The organism is Actinomycetospora flava, from assembly GCF_037400335.1.
Taxonomy (GTDB): domain Bacteria; phylum Actinomycetota; class Actinomycetes; order Mycobacteriales; family Pseudonocardiaceae; genus Actinomycetospora; species Actinomycetospora flava.
In genome coordinates this window covers 49,779-64,246 of record NZ_JBBEGM010000019.1, presented here as the reverse complement: position 1 = coordinate 64,246, position 14,468 = coordinate 49,779, and the positions used below count along the sequence as shown (strand labels likewise).

Genomic DNA, 14,468 nt, shown 5'->3' with positions numbered 1-14,468 from the left:
ACAGGGGGCTCCGCAGCTCGGGATCGAGCCGGGCAGCACGGGACGCGCCGCCCGGGAAGGACACCGGGGACGGCGGGCGCAGGTCAGATCAGGAGGGCGCCGCCGTCAGCGGGCGGTGCGGAGCCTCTGCGACCAGGAGCCGTGGCACATGCGAGCGAGGTTAGCGACGCGGCGCGACCTGATTCCCGGTCGCGAAGGCCCCGTGGCCCGGTCAGAAGGGCGGCGGGTCGTCGGGGTCGTGGCGGGCCGGCGGTTCAGGGGCCGATGGGGTGCTGGCCTTGCCGAACTTGGCGGCGAAGCGTCGGCGCCAGTCGTCGAGGTACTCGGTGTCCTGGTCCGGGCAGCCGTCGTCGGGTAGCGGTCGCGGGCGCTGCGCCGAGCTGGGTGCCGGGAGTGGTCGCAGGATGCGTGGTGGCCGTGTGGTGTGGGTGATCCCGGCGCGAGTGCGGATGACGAACCAGCCGGGTAGGGGTTGGCGGACGTGCCAGCCGGCGTGGTGTTTGGCGCGGTGGTCGTGGCTGCACCAGGCGCCGAGGTTCCAGGTCACGGTCGGGCCGCTGTGGGCGTGGTCGCGGGTGTGGTCGATCTCGGCGCGGTGCGCGGGACGGCGACACCACGGGACGATGCAGTGCCGGTCGCGGGCGCGGGTCCAGCGCTCGGCCTCGGCACCCGGCCGCCGACGCAACCAGTCGGCGGGCCCGGAGTCGGCGTCCGGGGGCAGCCCCAGCCGCCCGGTGGTCTCGAGGTCCGTGAGCCGGGCGTGGAGTTCGCGCAGCAGCGGACCCCAGGCGGGGTGATCATCCGGGTCCAGGGCGGCCAGGATCGTCGTCGGAACCTGGAGTTCGACGACCGCCCCGGTCCGGGTCGCGCCCGGTGCCCGCCCCCGCACCCGAGTCTGGTTGCGGGGGCGGGTTGGTCGGCTGCGGGCGAGCAGGACGTGCTGGAGGTGCCCGTCGTCGTCGACGAGCACGACCCGCCACTCACCGCGGTGGCGTTGGGCGATCAGGTCGCGGGCGACGGGGGCGGTGACCGCCCCGAAGCCCGGCACGGTGGCGGGGTGTTGGTCGAGCCCCAACGCGGTGGTCAGCCGGAGGCGGACTTCGACGGTGCCGTGGCGCACCCGCCCGGCCCGCTGCTCCACCGGCTCGGGCTCGACCACCGGCCCGCACTCGCCGGACGGACCGGGATTCCTGGGCAGGCCGGGGAGGTCCAGAACGCCCTGGCCGGACGACCGCGGCGGCACGACGAGGGCGAGGGCGTGGCGACCACCGGCCGGCCCGTCGCCGTGACCCCCGTCGGGCGCACTCTCCGGGCAGCCACCGGACTCGCTGTTCGGCCCGCCGTCGTCGGGCCCGCCGTCGTCGGGCCCGCCGTCGTCGGGCCCGCCGTCATCGGGGCCACCGTCGTCGAGGCCACCGTCGTCGAGGCCACCGTCGTCGAGGCCACCGTCGTCATCGGAGTCGCCGGGGCCGTCGGGGCCGCTCTCGGCGGGACCGTTGGGGCCACTGTCGTCGGGGTCGGGATCGGTGGGGCCGCCGGTTCCGTCACCGTCGGGCCCATCGTCGGGGTCGTCGGGACCGTTCGCGGCGTGGTACTCGGCGGTGAGCAGGGCGACCACTTCGGGGTCGGTCATCCCGGCGGTGGACCCGTTCAGCAGCCGCATCCCGACCTGCATCCGCAGCCGATTGATCGGGGTCAGCACCCCCGCCGCCCGAAGCTGCGCCGCCACCGCCTCCACCCGCGAGGTCGACGCGATCCCCTCCAGAGACGGGGCGTCGACGAACGACAACGTCGCCGTCCCCGACGGGTTCGCCCGCAGCTCCAACCGCCCGCGCGCCTCCGCCCGCCGACGGCGACGCTCGGCCCACTCCGGGTCGAGCGCCAGCGCAACCTCACCGACCCGCTCGCGCAGCGCCATCACCGGCAACCCGGCGGCCTCGTCGAGGACCTCGGCCACCGCCAGCCGCGCGTGGTCGGCGGACAGGTCGGCGACACACTCGCTGATCGCCCGGACCTTGGACTCGTCCAACGCGCCGCGCCACAGCGCCGCGCCCAGCGCCGGCAACCGGCAGAACAGGTCCTCGGCCAGCTCCAGGCGCCGCGAGGCCATGGTGCGTGAACAGCCCAGCACCCCGGCGACCTCGTCGCCGGAGAACTCGTCCGAGCTCGGCAACCGCCGCGGGCGCCCGTCGGCGTCCTCCACCGCCAGGCCGAGCTCCCGCAACCCCGCCAGCAGCTGGGCCTCGGCGCGGTTGTGCACCGCGAACCGCGCCCGCACATAAGCGGCCAGCTCCGGGCCGTCCAACCCGGCCGGGTCGATGGTGTCGAGCAGCGCGTGCAGATCGGCATCCGGGGCACGACCCGACAGCCGGGCCGCCAGCCCAGGCCGCTGATCCTGCTCGATGCTCACACCGAAGACGCTAGGACCGACCCCCGACAGTCCCGCTCGAGAAACCCCAGGTCGACGTCCGAGGCAGGGTCACGAAAAGGTAACGATCCCCAACTCAGGATCGGTGCGCGAGGGCCCGGTGGTCCCGGATGACCGGCATGTTCTCCTCGGCCCAGTCGCGCAGCGCGGCCAACGGCGTCTCCAGCGAGAGGCCGAGGTCGGTGAGCCGGTAGTGGACCCGCGGCGGCACCGTGTCCTCGACGCGGCGGGCGACCAGGCCGTCGAGGACCAGGCTCTGCAGCGTCGCGGACAGCATCTTCTGCGACACCCCCGGCATCCGCCGGCGCAGCTCGGTGAAGCGCAGCTCGCCGTCGGCGGCGAGCAGCTTGACGATCATCGACGTCCACTTCGTGCCGAGCCGATCGAGCAGCAGCCGCGTCGGGCAGTCGGGGGAGAAGAGGTCACCCCGCGCCCCGGTGGTCACCTCCACGTCACCACCGGTGCCGCGAGTGCCGTCTTCCCTACTCATCGAGGGCGAGCTTAGGTGATCTGGTCACCAACGGATACCGCCTCGGAGGTGCAGGAATGGACGCGATAGCGGTCAACGGCGTCGAGCTCGCGGTCCGGACGACCGGCGACGGCCCGCTGCTCGTGCTCGTGCACGGGTTCCCGCACACCGGGGCCGTGTGGTCGCAGGTGGCCGCCGCGATGAGCGTCGACCACCGCGTGGTCGTACCCGACCTGCGCGGCTTCGGCGCCAGCACCCGCACCGCGGAGGGGCTCGACGCCGACACCCTGTCCCGCGACCTCGAGGAGCTGATCGGCACCGGCCCGGCGACCGTCGTCGCGATCGACGCCGCCGTCCCGCCCGCGTTCCTGCTCGGCCTACGCCGCCCGGACCTCCTGACGCGGCTGGTGCTCGTCGAGGCGACCCTCGGCTCGTTGCCCGGCGCCGAGGCATTCGCCGCCGGCGGCCCGCCGTGGTGGTTCGGGTTCCACCAGGTGCCCGGGCTGGCCGAGCGCGTGCTGGCCGGCCACGAGGACGAGTACGTCGGCTGGTTCTACGACCAGGGCACCCGCCACCGCGGCGTCCGCCCCGACCTGCGCGCAGAACTCGGGGCGGCCTTCGCCGAGCCCGGGGCCCTCGCGTGCGCCCTCGGGTACTACCGCGCGCTGCCGGAGTCCGACCGGCAGCTCCACGACGCCGTCGCCCGCGCCCGGCTCGCCGTGCCCACCACGGCGATCGGCGCGGCGCCCGTCGGCCGCGCGCTCGAGGTGCAGCTCGCGGGTGTCGCCGACGACCTCACCGGCCACCTGATCGAGGACTGCGGCCACATCGTCCCCGTCGACCGCCCGGACGCGCTCGTGGCCCTGCTGCGTCAGGACCCGACCGTGACCGTCACCGCGCCCGGCAGCGCGGCGAGCTGACGGCGGACCGCGGCGCCAGCTCGTCGAGGCCGGGCTCGCCGGGCAGAACGGCCCACTCGCGCCCGGCGCGGTTGACCGCGAGGACGAGGACGTCGAGGCACAGCGGGACGCGCGGGTCGTCGCCGGGCAGGCCGGCGCGCTCGCGCAGGAGGCCGGCGACGGCGCGGGCGGTGCGGCGGGCGCTCGGGGCCGAGGAGGTGTACGACGAGCCGGTCGCCGTCCCCGGCACCGTGCGGCGTGATCGACAGCATCGGCGGGCGACAGGCCGTCGACGCCTTCGCGCGCCTCGCCGGGCACGGCACCCTCGTCGCCGTCGGGCACTCGTCGGGGGAGGACACGGTGTTCCTCTACAGCGCGCTCCTGGGCGGGACCGAGGCGCACGACCGGTCCCTCGTGACCTTCTACCTGCTCGGCGTGCCGACCCTCGTCGAGGACCTGTCCTGGCTCGCCGCGCGGGTCGGCGACGGCACGCTCGACCCGGGCGTCGCGTGGCGGGGGAGCTGGGACGACGTGGGCTCGGCGGTCGAGGCGATGCTCGGGCGCGGGCTGCACGGCAAGGCCGTGGTGGGCGCGGGGTGCGCCGGTCCCGGGCCCGACCGGGTACGCGCCGCGCGGTGAGCGACGGCGAGGGCGACGGCGACCCCGGCGGCGGGCGAGCCTCGCCGCGGGCGGCCGTGCCGCCATCTGCCGAAGGTCACGCCCGGGGTCACGGGCTCGCCGCCGCCGCGGCCCGCCCCGTGCCGTACCGGCTCCAGTCGAAGCCCGCGCCCGGCTCGCCCCACACGACGACGAACTCGGCGGGCTCGGTCCCGTCGTTGCGCACGCCGTGGTCGACGCCCGCCGGCGCGAGCAGCGCGTCCCCGGCGACCATCTCGACGCGGCGCTCGCCGAGGGTCATCGTCGCCCGTCCCGCGACGAGCAGGTAGAGCTCGTCGAGCGGGTGGTCGTCGCCGTGGACGTGGTTGCCCTCGGTGGCGCCCGGCGGGAAGACCCACCGGTGCACCGCGACGGGCAGGCGCGTCCGCGTGCGGAAGTACCACTGCGCCTGCACCGGCGCCTCCCCCTCGTGCAGCAGGTAGGGGAAGCCGCCCTCGTCGGCGCGCTCGATGCTCGCTTCGCTCATGGGGTCAGCGTGCGACGTCCGTCCCCGTCGCCTCTACCCCACGGAGCCCGGCTTGACCGTGCCGCGGCGGCATGCCCTTCGATGACCGGGAGTCCGTGATGGTCCCCGGCAGGAGGAATGACGCATGAGCGGCGGCGAGGCCCCCGAGAAGGCCCCCGAGAAGTCGGCCCCCACCGGTGGCGCACCGACCCACGAGCCGCCGGAGGGCGCCTCGACGACCGGCACGTGGCACGGCGTCGAGTATGCGGCGACCGCGCGCTGGCTGGTGCTGCGCAAGGAGGAGAAGCCCACCGCGGAGGTCTTCTCCGTCGCCTACGTCGTGGGCGACGGCGAGGAGCGGCCGGTGACCTTCGTCTTCAACGGCGGCCCGGGTGCGTCGTCGGCGTACCTGCACGTCGGCGCGCTCGGCCCGCAGCGCGTCGACGTCCCCGGCGACGGCACCATGCCCGCGCCGCCGCCGCGGCTCGTCACCAACGACGACTCCTGGCTCGCGTTCACCGACCTCGTGTTCGTCGACCCCGTCGGGACCGGGTTCAGCCGCATGATCGAGAAGGACGGCAAGGACGGCGAGTCGAAGGACGCCGACGACCCCACCGCCTACTTCGGCACCGACCGCGACCTCGCGGCGATGGCGGAGTTCATCGGGCGGTGGCTGTCCGAGAACGGGCGCTGGAGCTCGCCGGTGTTCCTCGCCGGCGAGAGCTACGGCGGCTACCGCGTCGGCCGCCTGACCCGCGTGCTGCAGGAGAGCGCGGGGATCGGGATCGCCGGGTCGATCCTCATCTCGCCGGCGCTCGAGTTCGCCGGGCTCGCCGTCGGTGCGCTGGGCGGCGGCGACTACGACGTGGTGCCGTGGGTCGACGTGCTCCCGACGATGGTGCTCGCCGCCCACCACCACGGGCGCTCCCGCGCGTTCGCGCCGGAGACCGCGCTCGCCGAGGTCCGCCGCGCGGCCGAGGAGTTCGCGACCGGCGAGTACGCCGTGTTCCTCACCCGCGGCGCCTCCATGCCCGTCGAGGATCGCGAGCGCGTCATGCAGCGCCTCGCCGACCTGCTCGGGCTGTCGCTCGCCTTCGTCACGCGCATGGCCGGACGCGTGCGCGTCGCCACCTTCACCCGCGAGCTGCTCCGCGACGAGGGCCGCGTGATCGGGCGCTACGACGCGACCGTGACGACCACCGACCCGTTCCCGGACCGCGAGGTCTTCACCGGCGGCGACCCCACGCTGACGGGCATCGGCCCGGTGTTCACCGCCGGGGTCAACCGCGTCCTGCGCTCGGAGATCGGCGTCGACACCGACCGCGAGTACAAGCTCCTCAACACCGACGTGGTGATGAGCTGGAAGAACGACGCCGCGGGCGTGTACCTCCAGCCGATCCCCGGCGCGACCGACGACTTCCGCTACGGCATGGCGCTCAACCCGCACACACGCGCGTTCATCACCCACGGCCGCCACGACCTGCAGACGCCGTACTTCGCGACCGACCGCCTGTGCAACCTCATGCGCCTCGACCCCGGCACGGCCGAGCGCCTGACCGTGCACCACTTCGAGGGCGGGCACATGTTCTACGCCTGGACCGAGAGCCGGCGGGAGTTCACCGCGGCGATCGCGCGGTTCGTGGACGAGGCGACGCCGGTAGCGTCGCCGTCGTGACGGTGATCGACGGCTGGCCCGCACTGCGCGTCGCCGACTGGGAGGACACCCGGGACACGCTGCACATGTGGACCCAGGTGATCGGCAAGCTCCGCCTGGCCGCGGCGCCGATGGTCAACCACTGGTGGCAGGTCCCGCTGTACGTCTCGCCGCGCGGGCTGACGACGTCGTCGGTCCCGTGGGGCCGGCGGCTGTTCGACGTCGAGTTCGACTTCGTCGCACACGTGCTGCGGATCCGCGTGACCAGCGGCGAGGAGCGCACGGTCGCGCTCGAGCCGAAGCCGGTGTCCGCGTTCTGGGCGGAGACGCGGCGCGCGCTCGACGACCTCGGCCTCGACATCCCGATCTCCACACGGCCCGTCGAGGTCGTGCGGGCGATCCCGTTCGAGGACGACGACGAGCACGCGAACTACGACGGCGACGCCGTGCAGCGGTTCTGGGGCCAGCTCGTCGCCACCGACCGTGTGCTGACGGCGTTCCGCTCGCGCTTCGTCGGCAAGGTCAGCCCCGTCCACTTCTTCTGGGGCAGCTTCGACATGGCCGTCACCCGGTTCTCCGGACGCACCGCGCCGCCGCACCCCGGCGGCGCGCCCAACTGCGGGGACTGGGTGATGGTGGAGGGCTACTCGCACGAGCTCTCCAGCGCCGGGTTCTGGCCCGGCGGCGGCCAGGAGGGCGCGTTCTACGCGTACGCCTACCCGGAGCCGGCGGGGTTCGCGCAGCACCCGGTCCGCCCGGCGGACGCCTACTACTACGAAGCGGGCGGGCAGTTCCTGCTGCCGTACGAGGCGGTGCGCCGGAGCGCGGACCCCGAGCGGACCGTGTCGGAGTTCCTGCAGGACACCTACGAGGCGGCCGCGGTGCACGGCTCCTGGGACCGGGCGGCATTGGAGCGTCCCTAGCCGTGCGTGCTCAGAGCACCTGGTGGCCGTACATCTCGCCGAGCGGGTCGGCGATGAGCTCGATGCGCGCGCCGTCCGGGTCGCGGAAGTAGACCGACACCCCGCTGTGCACCTCGTGCTCGACGCCGGCCTCCTGCAGGCGGGCGACCAGCTCCGACCAGCGCTCCGGCTCGACGCTGATCGCCAGGTGGTGCAGGCCGCCGAGGACCTCGGCGTACGGGCCGACGTCGAGGCCGGGGAAGTCGAAGAAGGCGACGAGGTTGCCGTTGCCGATGTCGAAGAAGAAGTGCGACGAGCCCGGGTAGTCGCGGTTCTCGATCAGCTCGGTGAGCGGGAAACCGAGGATCTCCTGGTAGAAGCGCACGGTCCGCTCGACGTCGCTCGACACCAGCGCGGTGTGGTGCAGCCCGCGGGCCGTGGACGCGGGGCGCTCGCCGATCGGCTTGAGGTAGGTGTCGCGGATGCGGTCGCGGGTCTCGGTGATCGTTGACATGTCACCTATCTTCCTCGCATTTCGATGACGCGTCAACTAGACTCGTGGGCGTGACGCAGACCCGGTGGCTCGACGACCGCCAGCAGCGCGCGTGGCGCGGCCACCTCGCCCTGCAGGCGCGGCTGCACGCCCAGCTCAACCGGCGCCTGCAGGCCGACTCGGGGCTGTCGCTGTCCGACTTCGACGTGCTCGTCGCCCTGAGCGAGTCGGACGGGCCCCTGCGCGTGCAGGAGCTCGCCGACCACCTGCAGTGGGAGAAGAGCCGCCTGTCCCACCAGCTCTCGCGCATGGAGCGCCGCGGCCTGCTCGAACGCCAGGACTGCCCGGACGACGCCCGCGGGGCCTTCGTGGTGCTCACGGTCGCCGGCCGTCGCACCATCGAGGCGGCGGCGCCGGCGCACGTCGAGGCGGTGCAGACGCTGGTGTTCGACGGCCTCGACGACGCCCAGGTGCAGGCCTGGGCGGAGATCGCCGACGCGGTGCTGGCGCGGTTAGATCGCTGAACGGAACGCCTCGGCGCCCTCGACGCGGACGCCGCCGAGGCGGTGGGCGCGCCAGGCGTGCGGGGCGAGCGCGTAGTGGACCTCGCGAACGCCGTCGGGCGCCCGTACCCGGCCCGTCTCGCGGTAGCCGAGGCGCTCGGTGATCCGGCGGGAGCGGCGTTGTCCTCGGCGGCGGCGGTGACCGCCCGCTCGGCGCCGAGGTGCGCGAACGCGAGCTCGAGCAGCAGGAGGCGTGCGCGTCGTCCGAGGCCCCTGCCCTGCTGGTCGCGGGCGAGCCAGGCGCGTGTCCCCACGGACCGGTGCGCCGTCCAGGACGCCGACTCGAGGACGACGACGCCGACCGGTCCGTGGCCGGCGCGCCGCACCGCGAACGGGGCGAGCCAGCGCTGCGGGGTGGGCGGGACGCGCAGGCCCCGGTGGAAGGCGAGGAAGACGTCGGCGGCCCCGGCGGTCCCGGTCGGCCAGGTGACGAAGTGCGCCTCGTCCGCGGCGACGATCGCCCCGGGTGTCGCGACGATCGCGGCGAGCACCTCGAGGTCGTCGTCGGTCGGCGGGACGAGGGCCAGCTCGCCGTGCGCCACCCGCAGCCCGAACTGCGGGCACCGCTCGACGTCCACGCCGGCGATCATCCCGCCGGCCGGTCGACCGAAGGGCACCGTCGGTCGGAGAGGTGAGCGAGGGGAACACCTCGCCGGAACGGCGGGGCGAGCGAACCGCAGGGCCGCGAACCTCGTGGAGATCAGGAGCGACGTCATCGACGTCGACGGCGCGCGTGGATGACGGCGCGGGTGGATGACGGCGCCCGTGATCTTCGGGCGCCGCGCGCGCCGGCGTGTCGCGGTTCCAGCGTGTGGCGATCCTGGCGTCACACGCCAGCGATGCCGCATCGCTCGCACCCGCGCCCATGATCGTGGGGGCTTTCCTGACGATGAGTGTCAGCGTGGCCGCCAGGCTGGAACACGGCTAGACCACGTGGTCCTCCCGGGTCGAGGGGACGAAGAGCTCGTCGGGCGCGAGGAGCCGCGAGGTCAGCCCCTGCTCGTGGGCGTAGCGCAGGAACGTCGCCAACACGGGCCGGTTGGGCTCGAGGCCGTAGGGCCAGAAGTCGGGCCCGAGCAGGCCGCGGACGCGGACGATGTCGTCGTAGAGCCAGGGCAGCATCGTCGGGTTCGCAGCGACCTCGTCGAGCCGGGCCTCGGTCACGGCCTTGGCGCGGGTGAACGCGTCGAGCAGGGAGCGCGCGAGCCACGGCAGGCGCGCGTGGACGTCGGCGCGCAGCACGATCACGTGCATGATCGGGAAGATGCCGGTGGCCGCGGCGTAGCGCTCCTCGGCGGCGCGGGGGTCGGCGAACAGGCGGGCGACGGCGGGGTTCCCGTCCCGCAGCGGCTGCGGCGTGCGGGGCGCGTAGAGCGCGTCGATCTCCCCGGTGACCAGCATGTCCGCGAGCGTGCGGTCCGGCGGGATCGGCGCGACGTCGATCTCCGGGGGCAGGGCGAGCGTCTGCTTCTCGACGCGGCCGGGCGCGTGCATGCCGCCCGTCCGGTAGCGCACCGACGCCACGGGCACGTCGTGCTGGTCGGCGAGGATCCCGCGGATCCACACGCACGCGGTGAGCTGGTACTCGGGCACGCCGACGACGCGCCCGGCCAGGTCGGACGGCTCGCGGATGCCGGCGCCGGTGTGGACGTAGATGCCGTGGTGGCGGTACGCCCGCGACGGGAAGACGGGGATCGCCACGAGCGACGTGTCCCCGGAGGCCAGCTTCGTCACGTACGACGCGAGCGACATCTCGGCGGCGTCGAACTCGCCGTGGCGCAGCATCCGGAAGAAGGTCTCCTCGACCGGCAGGCGCAGGTAGGTGAGGTCGACGCCGTCGACGGCGACGGTGCCGTCCTCGAGCGCGCGGGTGCGGTCGTAGTCCCAGCAGGCGAGGGTGATCGGCTGGCGCACGGCTCTCCTGTCGCTCTCGTCATCGGGCTGCGGGCGGGACCAGCCCCGGCGGCAGCCCGTACATCGGATCCTGGATGACGTCGACGACCGCCGGAAGGTCCTGGTCGAGGGCGGCCTGCAGCGCGGGGGCGAGCTCCTCGTCGCGCTCGACGCGCACCCCGAACCCGCCGAGCGACCGTGCGAACGCCGCGAGGTCCGCGTTGCCGTAGAACACCCCGAGATAGCGCTCCTCGTGCGCGAGCCGCTGGCGGTCGCGGGTGTTGCCGTAGGCGTTGTTGTTCATGACGACGTTGACCACGGGCAGCCGCTCGCGCACGCAGGTCTCGACGTCCTGGGCGACCATCCAGAAGCTGCCGTCGCCGCTGACGCAGACGGCGCGCCGGGCGGGGTCGGCGAGGGTCAGGCCCATCGCGGCGGGCAGGCCCCAGGCCATCGCGCCGCCCGCGGACCCGAAGAAGCGCCCGGGCTCGGGCAGGCGCAGGTAGCGGTGGGTCCACGGTCCGAAGCTGGGCGCGTCCTGCACGAGCACGAGGTCGTCGCGCTTCACCAGCGGCTGGAGCGCGGCGACGGCGGCGCGGCTGCTGACACCGCCGCGCGCGTCGTCGGCGTCGAGCACCGGGGAGTCGGGCGCGCTCGCGGTCTCGTACTCCGCGCGCAGCCGGCGTCGTCGCTCGAGGCGGCCGGCGGGGGCCTCGGGCAGCGCGCCGGTGAGCGCCCGCGCGGTGGCCGCGGCGTCGGCCACGAGCCCGACCTCGGGCACGTACACCCGCCCCAGCTCGACGGGGTCGACGTCGACGTGGACGAGGCGGACGTCGTCGGCGAGCAGCGTCCAGCGCCGGGTGCTGAACTCCGAGAACCGGCAGCCCAGCGCCACGACGACGTCGGCCTCGGCGGCCGCGCGCCAGGTGACGTCGTGGACGCCGTAGCCGAGCGAGCCGAGGTAGGCGGGGTGGTCGTGGGACACCGCGCCCTGACGCAGCCAGGTGGTGCACAGCGGGGCCCCCGCGCGGTCGGCGAGCGCGGTGAGCACGTCGGGAGCGCCCCCGGCCCCGCCGCCCACGATCACCAGCGGCCGTTCCGCCCGCGCGAGGACGGCGGCGGCCGCGGCGACGCCGGCGGGGTCCGGCGCGGGCGGGTGGGCACGGAACCGGGCGGCGGGGGCGGTGTCGACCGCGTCGACCGTGTCCTGCAGGACGTCGAGGGGCAGCGACACGACCACCGGCCCGGGCCGCCCGGTGACGGCGGTGCGCACGGCGCGCTGGAGCAGCTCGGGGATGCGGTCGGCGCGCCGGACCTCGACCGCCCACTTGCTCATCGGGCGGAAGGTCGCGACGACGTCGGCCTCCTCGAACGCCCGGCGCTCCACGATGCGGTCGGCGACCTGGCCGACGAGCAGCAGCATCGGCACCGACTCGTCGTAGGCGTTCTGCACGGCGATCGCCGCGTTCGCCGCCCCGGGCCCGCGGGACACCAGGCAGACGCCGAGACCACCGCCCCGCGACAGCCCGTCGGCGAGGAACCCCGCGACCTGCTCGTGGCGCGTGGCCAGGTAGCGGACGTCGCCGCGGCGGGCGATCGCGTCGATCACCTCCATCACCGTCGTGCCGGGGACGCCGGCCACGACGTCGACGCCCTCGGCGGCCAGGCAGGCGACGACGAGGTCGGCGCCGGAGCAGGCGGTGGTCGAAGCGCTGCGTCCTGTGACGGTTGACACGGCGCGAGCCTGCCAGACACTCTTCTGCATCGCAGAGAAGACTTCTGCTGAACGGGAGTGATCGCCGTGTCCATCCACGTCATCGGGGTCATCGGTCTCGTGCTGGTCTTCGTGATCGGCACGCTGCGCCCGGTCAACATCGGCGTCCTCGCCCTCATCGCCACGTTCCTCGTCGGGACCCTGGTGGCGCACGAGGGCGTCGACGACCTCCTGTCCGGCTTCCCGCCCGACCTGTTCGTGCTGCTGGTCGGCGTGACCTACCTCTTCGGGCTCGTCACGGTGAACGGCACACTCGCCTGGCTGCTCGACCGTGCCTGCGGCCTGCTCGGCGACCGGCCGGCACTCGTGCCCTGGCTGATCTTCCTGTTCGCCGCGATCCCGACCATGGCCGGCGCGCTCGGCCCCGCCGGCGTGGCCATGCTCGCCCCGCTGTGCATGGGGCTGGGGGAGCGCTACGGCATCGACCGCCGGCTCTCCGCGCTCATGGTCATCCACGGCTCCTCGGCGGGGAACTTCTCGCCGCTCAACGGGCTCGCGGTGATCGTCAACCGGGCCGCGGGCGCCGCGGGCCTGGACGTCGCCCCGGCCCAGCTCTTCTTCGGCAACCTCGTCGCGAACCTGGTGCTCGGCGCCGTCGCGTACGCGCTCTTCGGCGGGCTGCGCCTGTGGCGCGAACGGCGCACGGTGCTGCCCGAGGGCTCCGTCGAGGACACCGTCGCGGTGCAGGGCTCGGGGCCGGGCGCTGCGCCGGCCCCGGAGCGTCCCGACGGGTCCGTCGTCACGGCCCCGGCCACCACGGCGACCGTCACCGGCACCGAGCCCCGCACCGCCCTGCGCGTCGACCAGTGGATCTCGCTGGTCGTGGTGGTCGCCGTGGCGGTCGGCGCCCTGGTGTTCGGCGCCGAGATCGGGTTCCTCGCGCTGCTCGGGGCGGCGCTGCTGCACCTGGCGTTCCCGGAGCGGGTCAAGGGCGCCGACAAGCGCATCGTGTGGAGCGTCGTGCTGCTGATCTGCGGCGTCGTCACCTACGTCGAGGCGCTCGAGCGCTACGGCACGATCGACGCCGTCGGCCGCGGCATCTCCGGGCTCGGCGTGCCGCTGCTCGTCGCGTTCCTGCTGTGCCTGGTCGGCGCGGCCACCTCGGCGTTCGCGTCCAGCGCCGGCCTGCTCGGCGTGCTCATCCCGCTCGCGGCGCCGTTCCTGGTGAGCGGGCAGATCGGGGCGGCCGGGGTGATCGTCGCGCTCGCGATCTCGGCGACCGTCGTCGACTCGACGCCGTTCTCCTCGGTCGGCGCGCTGACGCTCGCCAACGCCCCGGAGGAGGGCCGCCCGCAGGTGTTCCGCACCCTGCTGGCCTGGGGGCTGACGCTCATCCTCGTCGCCCCGGTGCTCTGCTGGGTGGCGTTCATCCTCCCGGCCTCGTGAGCGTCTTCTGCACAGCAGACAGTCCGTAGGCTCGGCGCATGGACAGGGCCGCGCCGGCACCCGAGTACGGGGCGACGCCGCAGTACCCGATCGACTCGGTGGACAACGCGCTCAAGGTGCTGCTGCTGATGGGCAGCAGCCCCCGGTTGCGGCTGACCGACGTCAGCCAGTACCTCGGGGTCGCCACCTCGACCGCGCACCGGCTGCTCGCGATGCTGCAGTACCGCGGGTTCGTGCGGCAGGACGCCGCGACGCGCAGCTACGTGCCCGGCCCGTCGCTCGACGACGTCGCGCTCGGCATCCTGCGCCGCCAGGACGTGCGCACCCTGGCCCGCCCGGTGCTGGAGAAGCTCAACGTGACGCTCGAGGAGACCGTGCACCTCGGACGCCTCGAGGGCGACCAGGTGCACTTCATCGACTCGCTGGAGAGCAGCCGCGCGCTGCGTGTCGGCGGGCGTCTGGGCCGCTCGGTGCCGGCGCACTGCACGTCGAACGGCAAGGCGATGCTGGCGACGCTCACCGACGACGAGGTGCGCGCGCTCTACCCGTCCGAGCAGCTCGCGCGCATGACCGAGCACTCGATCGGCACCCGCACCGAGCTGCTCGAGCACCTCGCCGCGATCCGCCGCGACGGCTACGCGACCAGCCGGGAGGAGAGCGAGGACGGGGTCGGCTCGATCGCCGTCGCGCTCGCCGGCGCCCGCACGCCGCGGCACGCCGTCAACGCCTCGGGGCCCGTCAGCCGCCTCGGCGAGCCGCGGTGGTCGGCGATGCTCGACGCCGTGCGCGGGGCCGCCCGCGAGATCGACGACCTCCTGCTCTGACCCACGTCTTGACGTGCCCCCTGAGGTCCCGCACTCTCTCTCCCTGAAGGAGAAGCTATC

At 74.4% G+C, this 14,468-nt stretch carries 14 protein-coding genes and 1 pseudogene; 7 read left to right on the top strand and 8 right to left on the bottom strand.

What is annotated here, in order from left to right; translation table 11 throughout:
• Positions 1 to 211: 211 nt before the first annotated feature.
• Both WCD58_RS30775 and WCD58_RS30770 read right to left on the bottom strand, forming a co-directional pair.
• The gene (locus tag WCD58_RS30775; RefSeq protein WP_337706951.1) at positions 212 to 2,410 is read right to left on the bottom strand and encodes an HNH endonuclease signature motif containing protein; all 2,199 of its coding nucleotides are present in this window, start codon (positions 2,408 to 2,410) and stop codon (positions 212 to 214) included.
• A 94-nt stretch (positions 2,411 to 2,504) separates the two neighbouring features.
• Positions 2,505 to 2,918: a winged helix-turn-helix transcriptional regulator gene (locus WCD58_RS30770; protein ID WP_337706950.1), complete on the bottom strand. Its 414-nt coding sequence runs from the start codon at positions 2,916 to 2,918 to the stop codon at positions 2,505 to 2,507.
• A 56-nt stretch (positions 2,919 to 2,974) separates the two neighbouring features.
• On the opposite strand from WCD58_RS30770, the gene WCD58_RS30765 reads away from it, so the two are divergent.
• Positions 2,975 to 3,817, top strand: coding sequence for an alpha/beta fold hydrolase (locus tag WCD58_RS30765; protein WP_337706949.1), 843 nt, complete (start codon positions 2,975 to 2,977; stop codon positions 3,815 to 3,817).
• On the opposite strand, the gene WCD58_RS30760 is transcribed toward WCD58_RS30765, so the two are convergent.
• A complete protein-coding gene (locus tag WCD58_RS30760; protein WP_337706948.1) occupies positions 3,789 to 4,046 on the bottom strand; it encodes a hypothetical protein in 258 nt (85 codons plus the stop codon). The two genes, WCD58_RS30765 and WCD58_RS30760, sit on opposite strands and share 29 nt — an antisense overlap.
• An 8-nt stretch (positions 4,047 to 4,054) precedes the next feature.
• Here WCD58_RS30760 and WCD58_RS30755 point away from each other — a divergent pair, with 8 nt between their 5' ends.
• Entirely contained in the window at positions 4,055 to 4,435 is a 381-nt protein-coding gene (locus WCD58_RS30755) for an MDR/zinc-dependent alcohol dehydrogenase-like family protein (protein ID WP_337706947.1), read from the top strand.
• Between the two features lie 88 nt (positions 4,436 to 4,523).
• On the opposite strand, the gene WCD58_RS30750 is transcribed toward WCD58_RS30755, so the two are convergent.
• A complete protein-coding gene (locus WCD58_RS30750) occupies positions 4,524 to 4,940 on the bottom strand; it encodes a cupin domain-containing protein (RefSeq protein ID WP_337706946.1) in 417 nt (138 codons plus the stop codon).
• Positions 4,941 to 5,064: 124 nt separating this feature from the next.
• Between WCD58_RS30750 and WCD58_RS30745 the strand changes: the two genes are divergently transcribed.
• Entirely contained in the window at positions 5,065 to 6,594 is a 1,530-nt protein-coding gene (locus tag WCD58_RS30745; protein ID WP_337706945.1) for a S10 family peptidase, read from the top strand.
• A complete protein-coding gene (locus WCD58_RS30740) occupies positions 6,591 to 7,496 on the top strand; it encodes a DUF5996 family protein (RefSeq protein ID WP_337706944.1) in 906 nt (301 codons plus the stop codon). Before WCD58_RS30745 ends, WCD58_RS30740 begins: the two co-directional genes overlap by 4 nt.
• A 10-nt stretch (positions 7,497 to 7,506) precedes the next feature.
• Here the strand turns inward: WCD58_RS30740 and WCD58_RS30735 are convergent, their stop codons facing one another.
• Positions 7,507 to 7,989 (bottom strand): VOC family protein, encoded by a 483-nt coding sequence (locus tag WCD58_RS30735; RefSeq protein ID WP_337706943.1) that lies wholly within the window; start codon positions 7,987 to 7,989, stop codon positions 7,507 to 7,509.
• 50 nt (positions 7,990 to 8,039) lie between these two features.
• Between WCD58_RS30735 and WCD58_RS30730 the strand changes: the two genes are divergently transcribed.
• Positions 8,040 to 8,492, top strand: coding sequence for a MarR family winged helix-turn-helix transcriptional regulator (locus tag WCD58_RS30730; protein ID WP_337706942.1), 453 nt, complete (start codon positions 8,040 to 8,042; stop codon positions 8,490 to 8,492).
• A 212-nt stretch (positions 8,493 to 8,704) separates the two neighbouring features.
• Here the strand turns inward: WCD58_RS30730 and WCD58_RS33810 are convergent.
• The 3 genes and pseudogenes from WCD58_RS33810 to WCD58_RS30715 form a co-directional block, all read right to left on the bottom strand.
• A pseudogene (locus tag WCD58_RS33810) lies at positions 8,705 to 9,121 on the bottom strand (GNAT family N-acetyltransferase); the annotation flags it as partial.
• Between the two features lie 334 nt (positions 9,122 to 9,455).
• Entirely contained in the window at positions 9,456 to 10,445 is a 990-nt protein-coding gene (locus WCD58_RS30720; protein WP_337706940.1) for a substrate-binding domain-containing protein, read from the bottom strand.
• A gap of 19 nt (positions 10,446 to 10,464) precedes the next feature.
• Positions 10,465 to 12,159 carry a thiamine pyrophosphate-binding protein gene (locus WCD58_RS30715; protein WP_337706939.1) on the bottom strand — a complete coding sequence of 565 codons (1,695 nt, stop codon included), beginning with the start codon at positions 12,157 to 12,159 and terminating at the stop codon, positions 10,465 to 10,467.
• A 66-nt stretch (positions 12,160 to 12,225) separates the two neighbouring features.
• On the opposite strand from WCD58_RS30715, the gene WCD58_RS30710 reads away from it, so the two are divergent.
• On the top strand, positions 12,226 to 13,584 hold the full coding sequence (locus tag WCD58_RS30710) for an SLC13 family permease (protein ID WP_337706938.1): 1,359 nt from the start codon (positions 12,226 to 12,228) through the stop codon (positions 13,582 to 13,584).
• 38 nt (positions 13,585 to 13,622) lie between these two features.
• The gene (locus tag WCD58_RS30705; protein ID WP_337706937.1) at positions 13,623 to 14,408 is read left to right on the top strand and encodes an IclR family transcriptional regulator; all 786 of its coding nucleotides are present in this window, start codon (positions 13,623 to 13,625) and stop codon (positions 14,406 to 14,408) included.
• The last annotated feature ends 60 nt before the right edge of the window (positions 14,409 to 14,468 follow it).

What these genes read in the sequence shown, in the direction of transcription:
- WCD58_RS30705 (WP_337706937.1), top strand. Translation starts at nt 13,623, where the DNA reads ATGGACAGGGCCGCGCCGGCACCCGAGTACGGGGCGACGCCGCAGTAC.
- WCD58_RS30745 (WP_337706945.1), top strand. Translation starts at nt 5,065, where the DNA reads ATGAGCGGCGGCGAGGCCCCCGAGAAGGCCCCCGAGAAGTCGGCCCCC.
- WCD58_RS30750 (WP_337706946.1), bottom strand. Translation starts at nt 4,940, where the DNA reads ATGAGCGAAGCGAGCATCGAGCGCGCCGACGAGGGCGGCTTCCCCTAC.
- WCD58_RS30765 (WP_337706949.1), top strand. Translation starts at nt 2,975, where the DNA reads ATGGACGCGATAGCGGTCAACGGCGTCGAGCTCGCGGTCCGGACGACC.
- WCD58_RS30735 (WP_337706943.1), bottom strand. Translation starts at nt 7,989, where the DNA reads ATGTCAACGATCACCGAGACCCGCGACCGCATCCGCGACACCTACCTC.
- WCD58_RS30770 (WP_337706950.1), bottom strand. Translation starts at nt 2,918, where the DNA reads ATGAGTAGGGAAGACGGCACTCGCGGCACCGGTGGTGACGTGGAGGTG.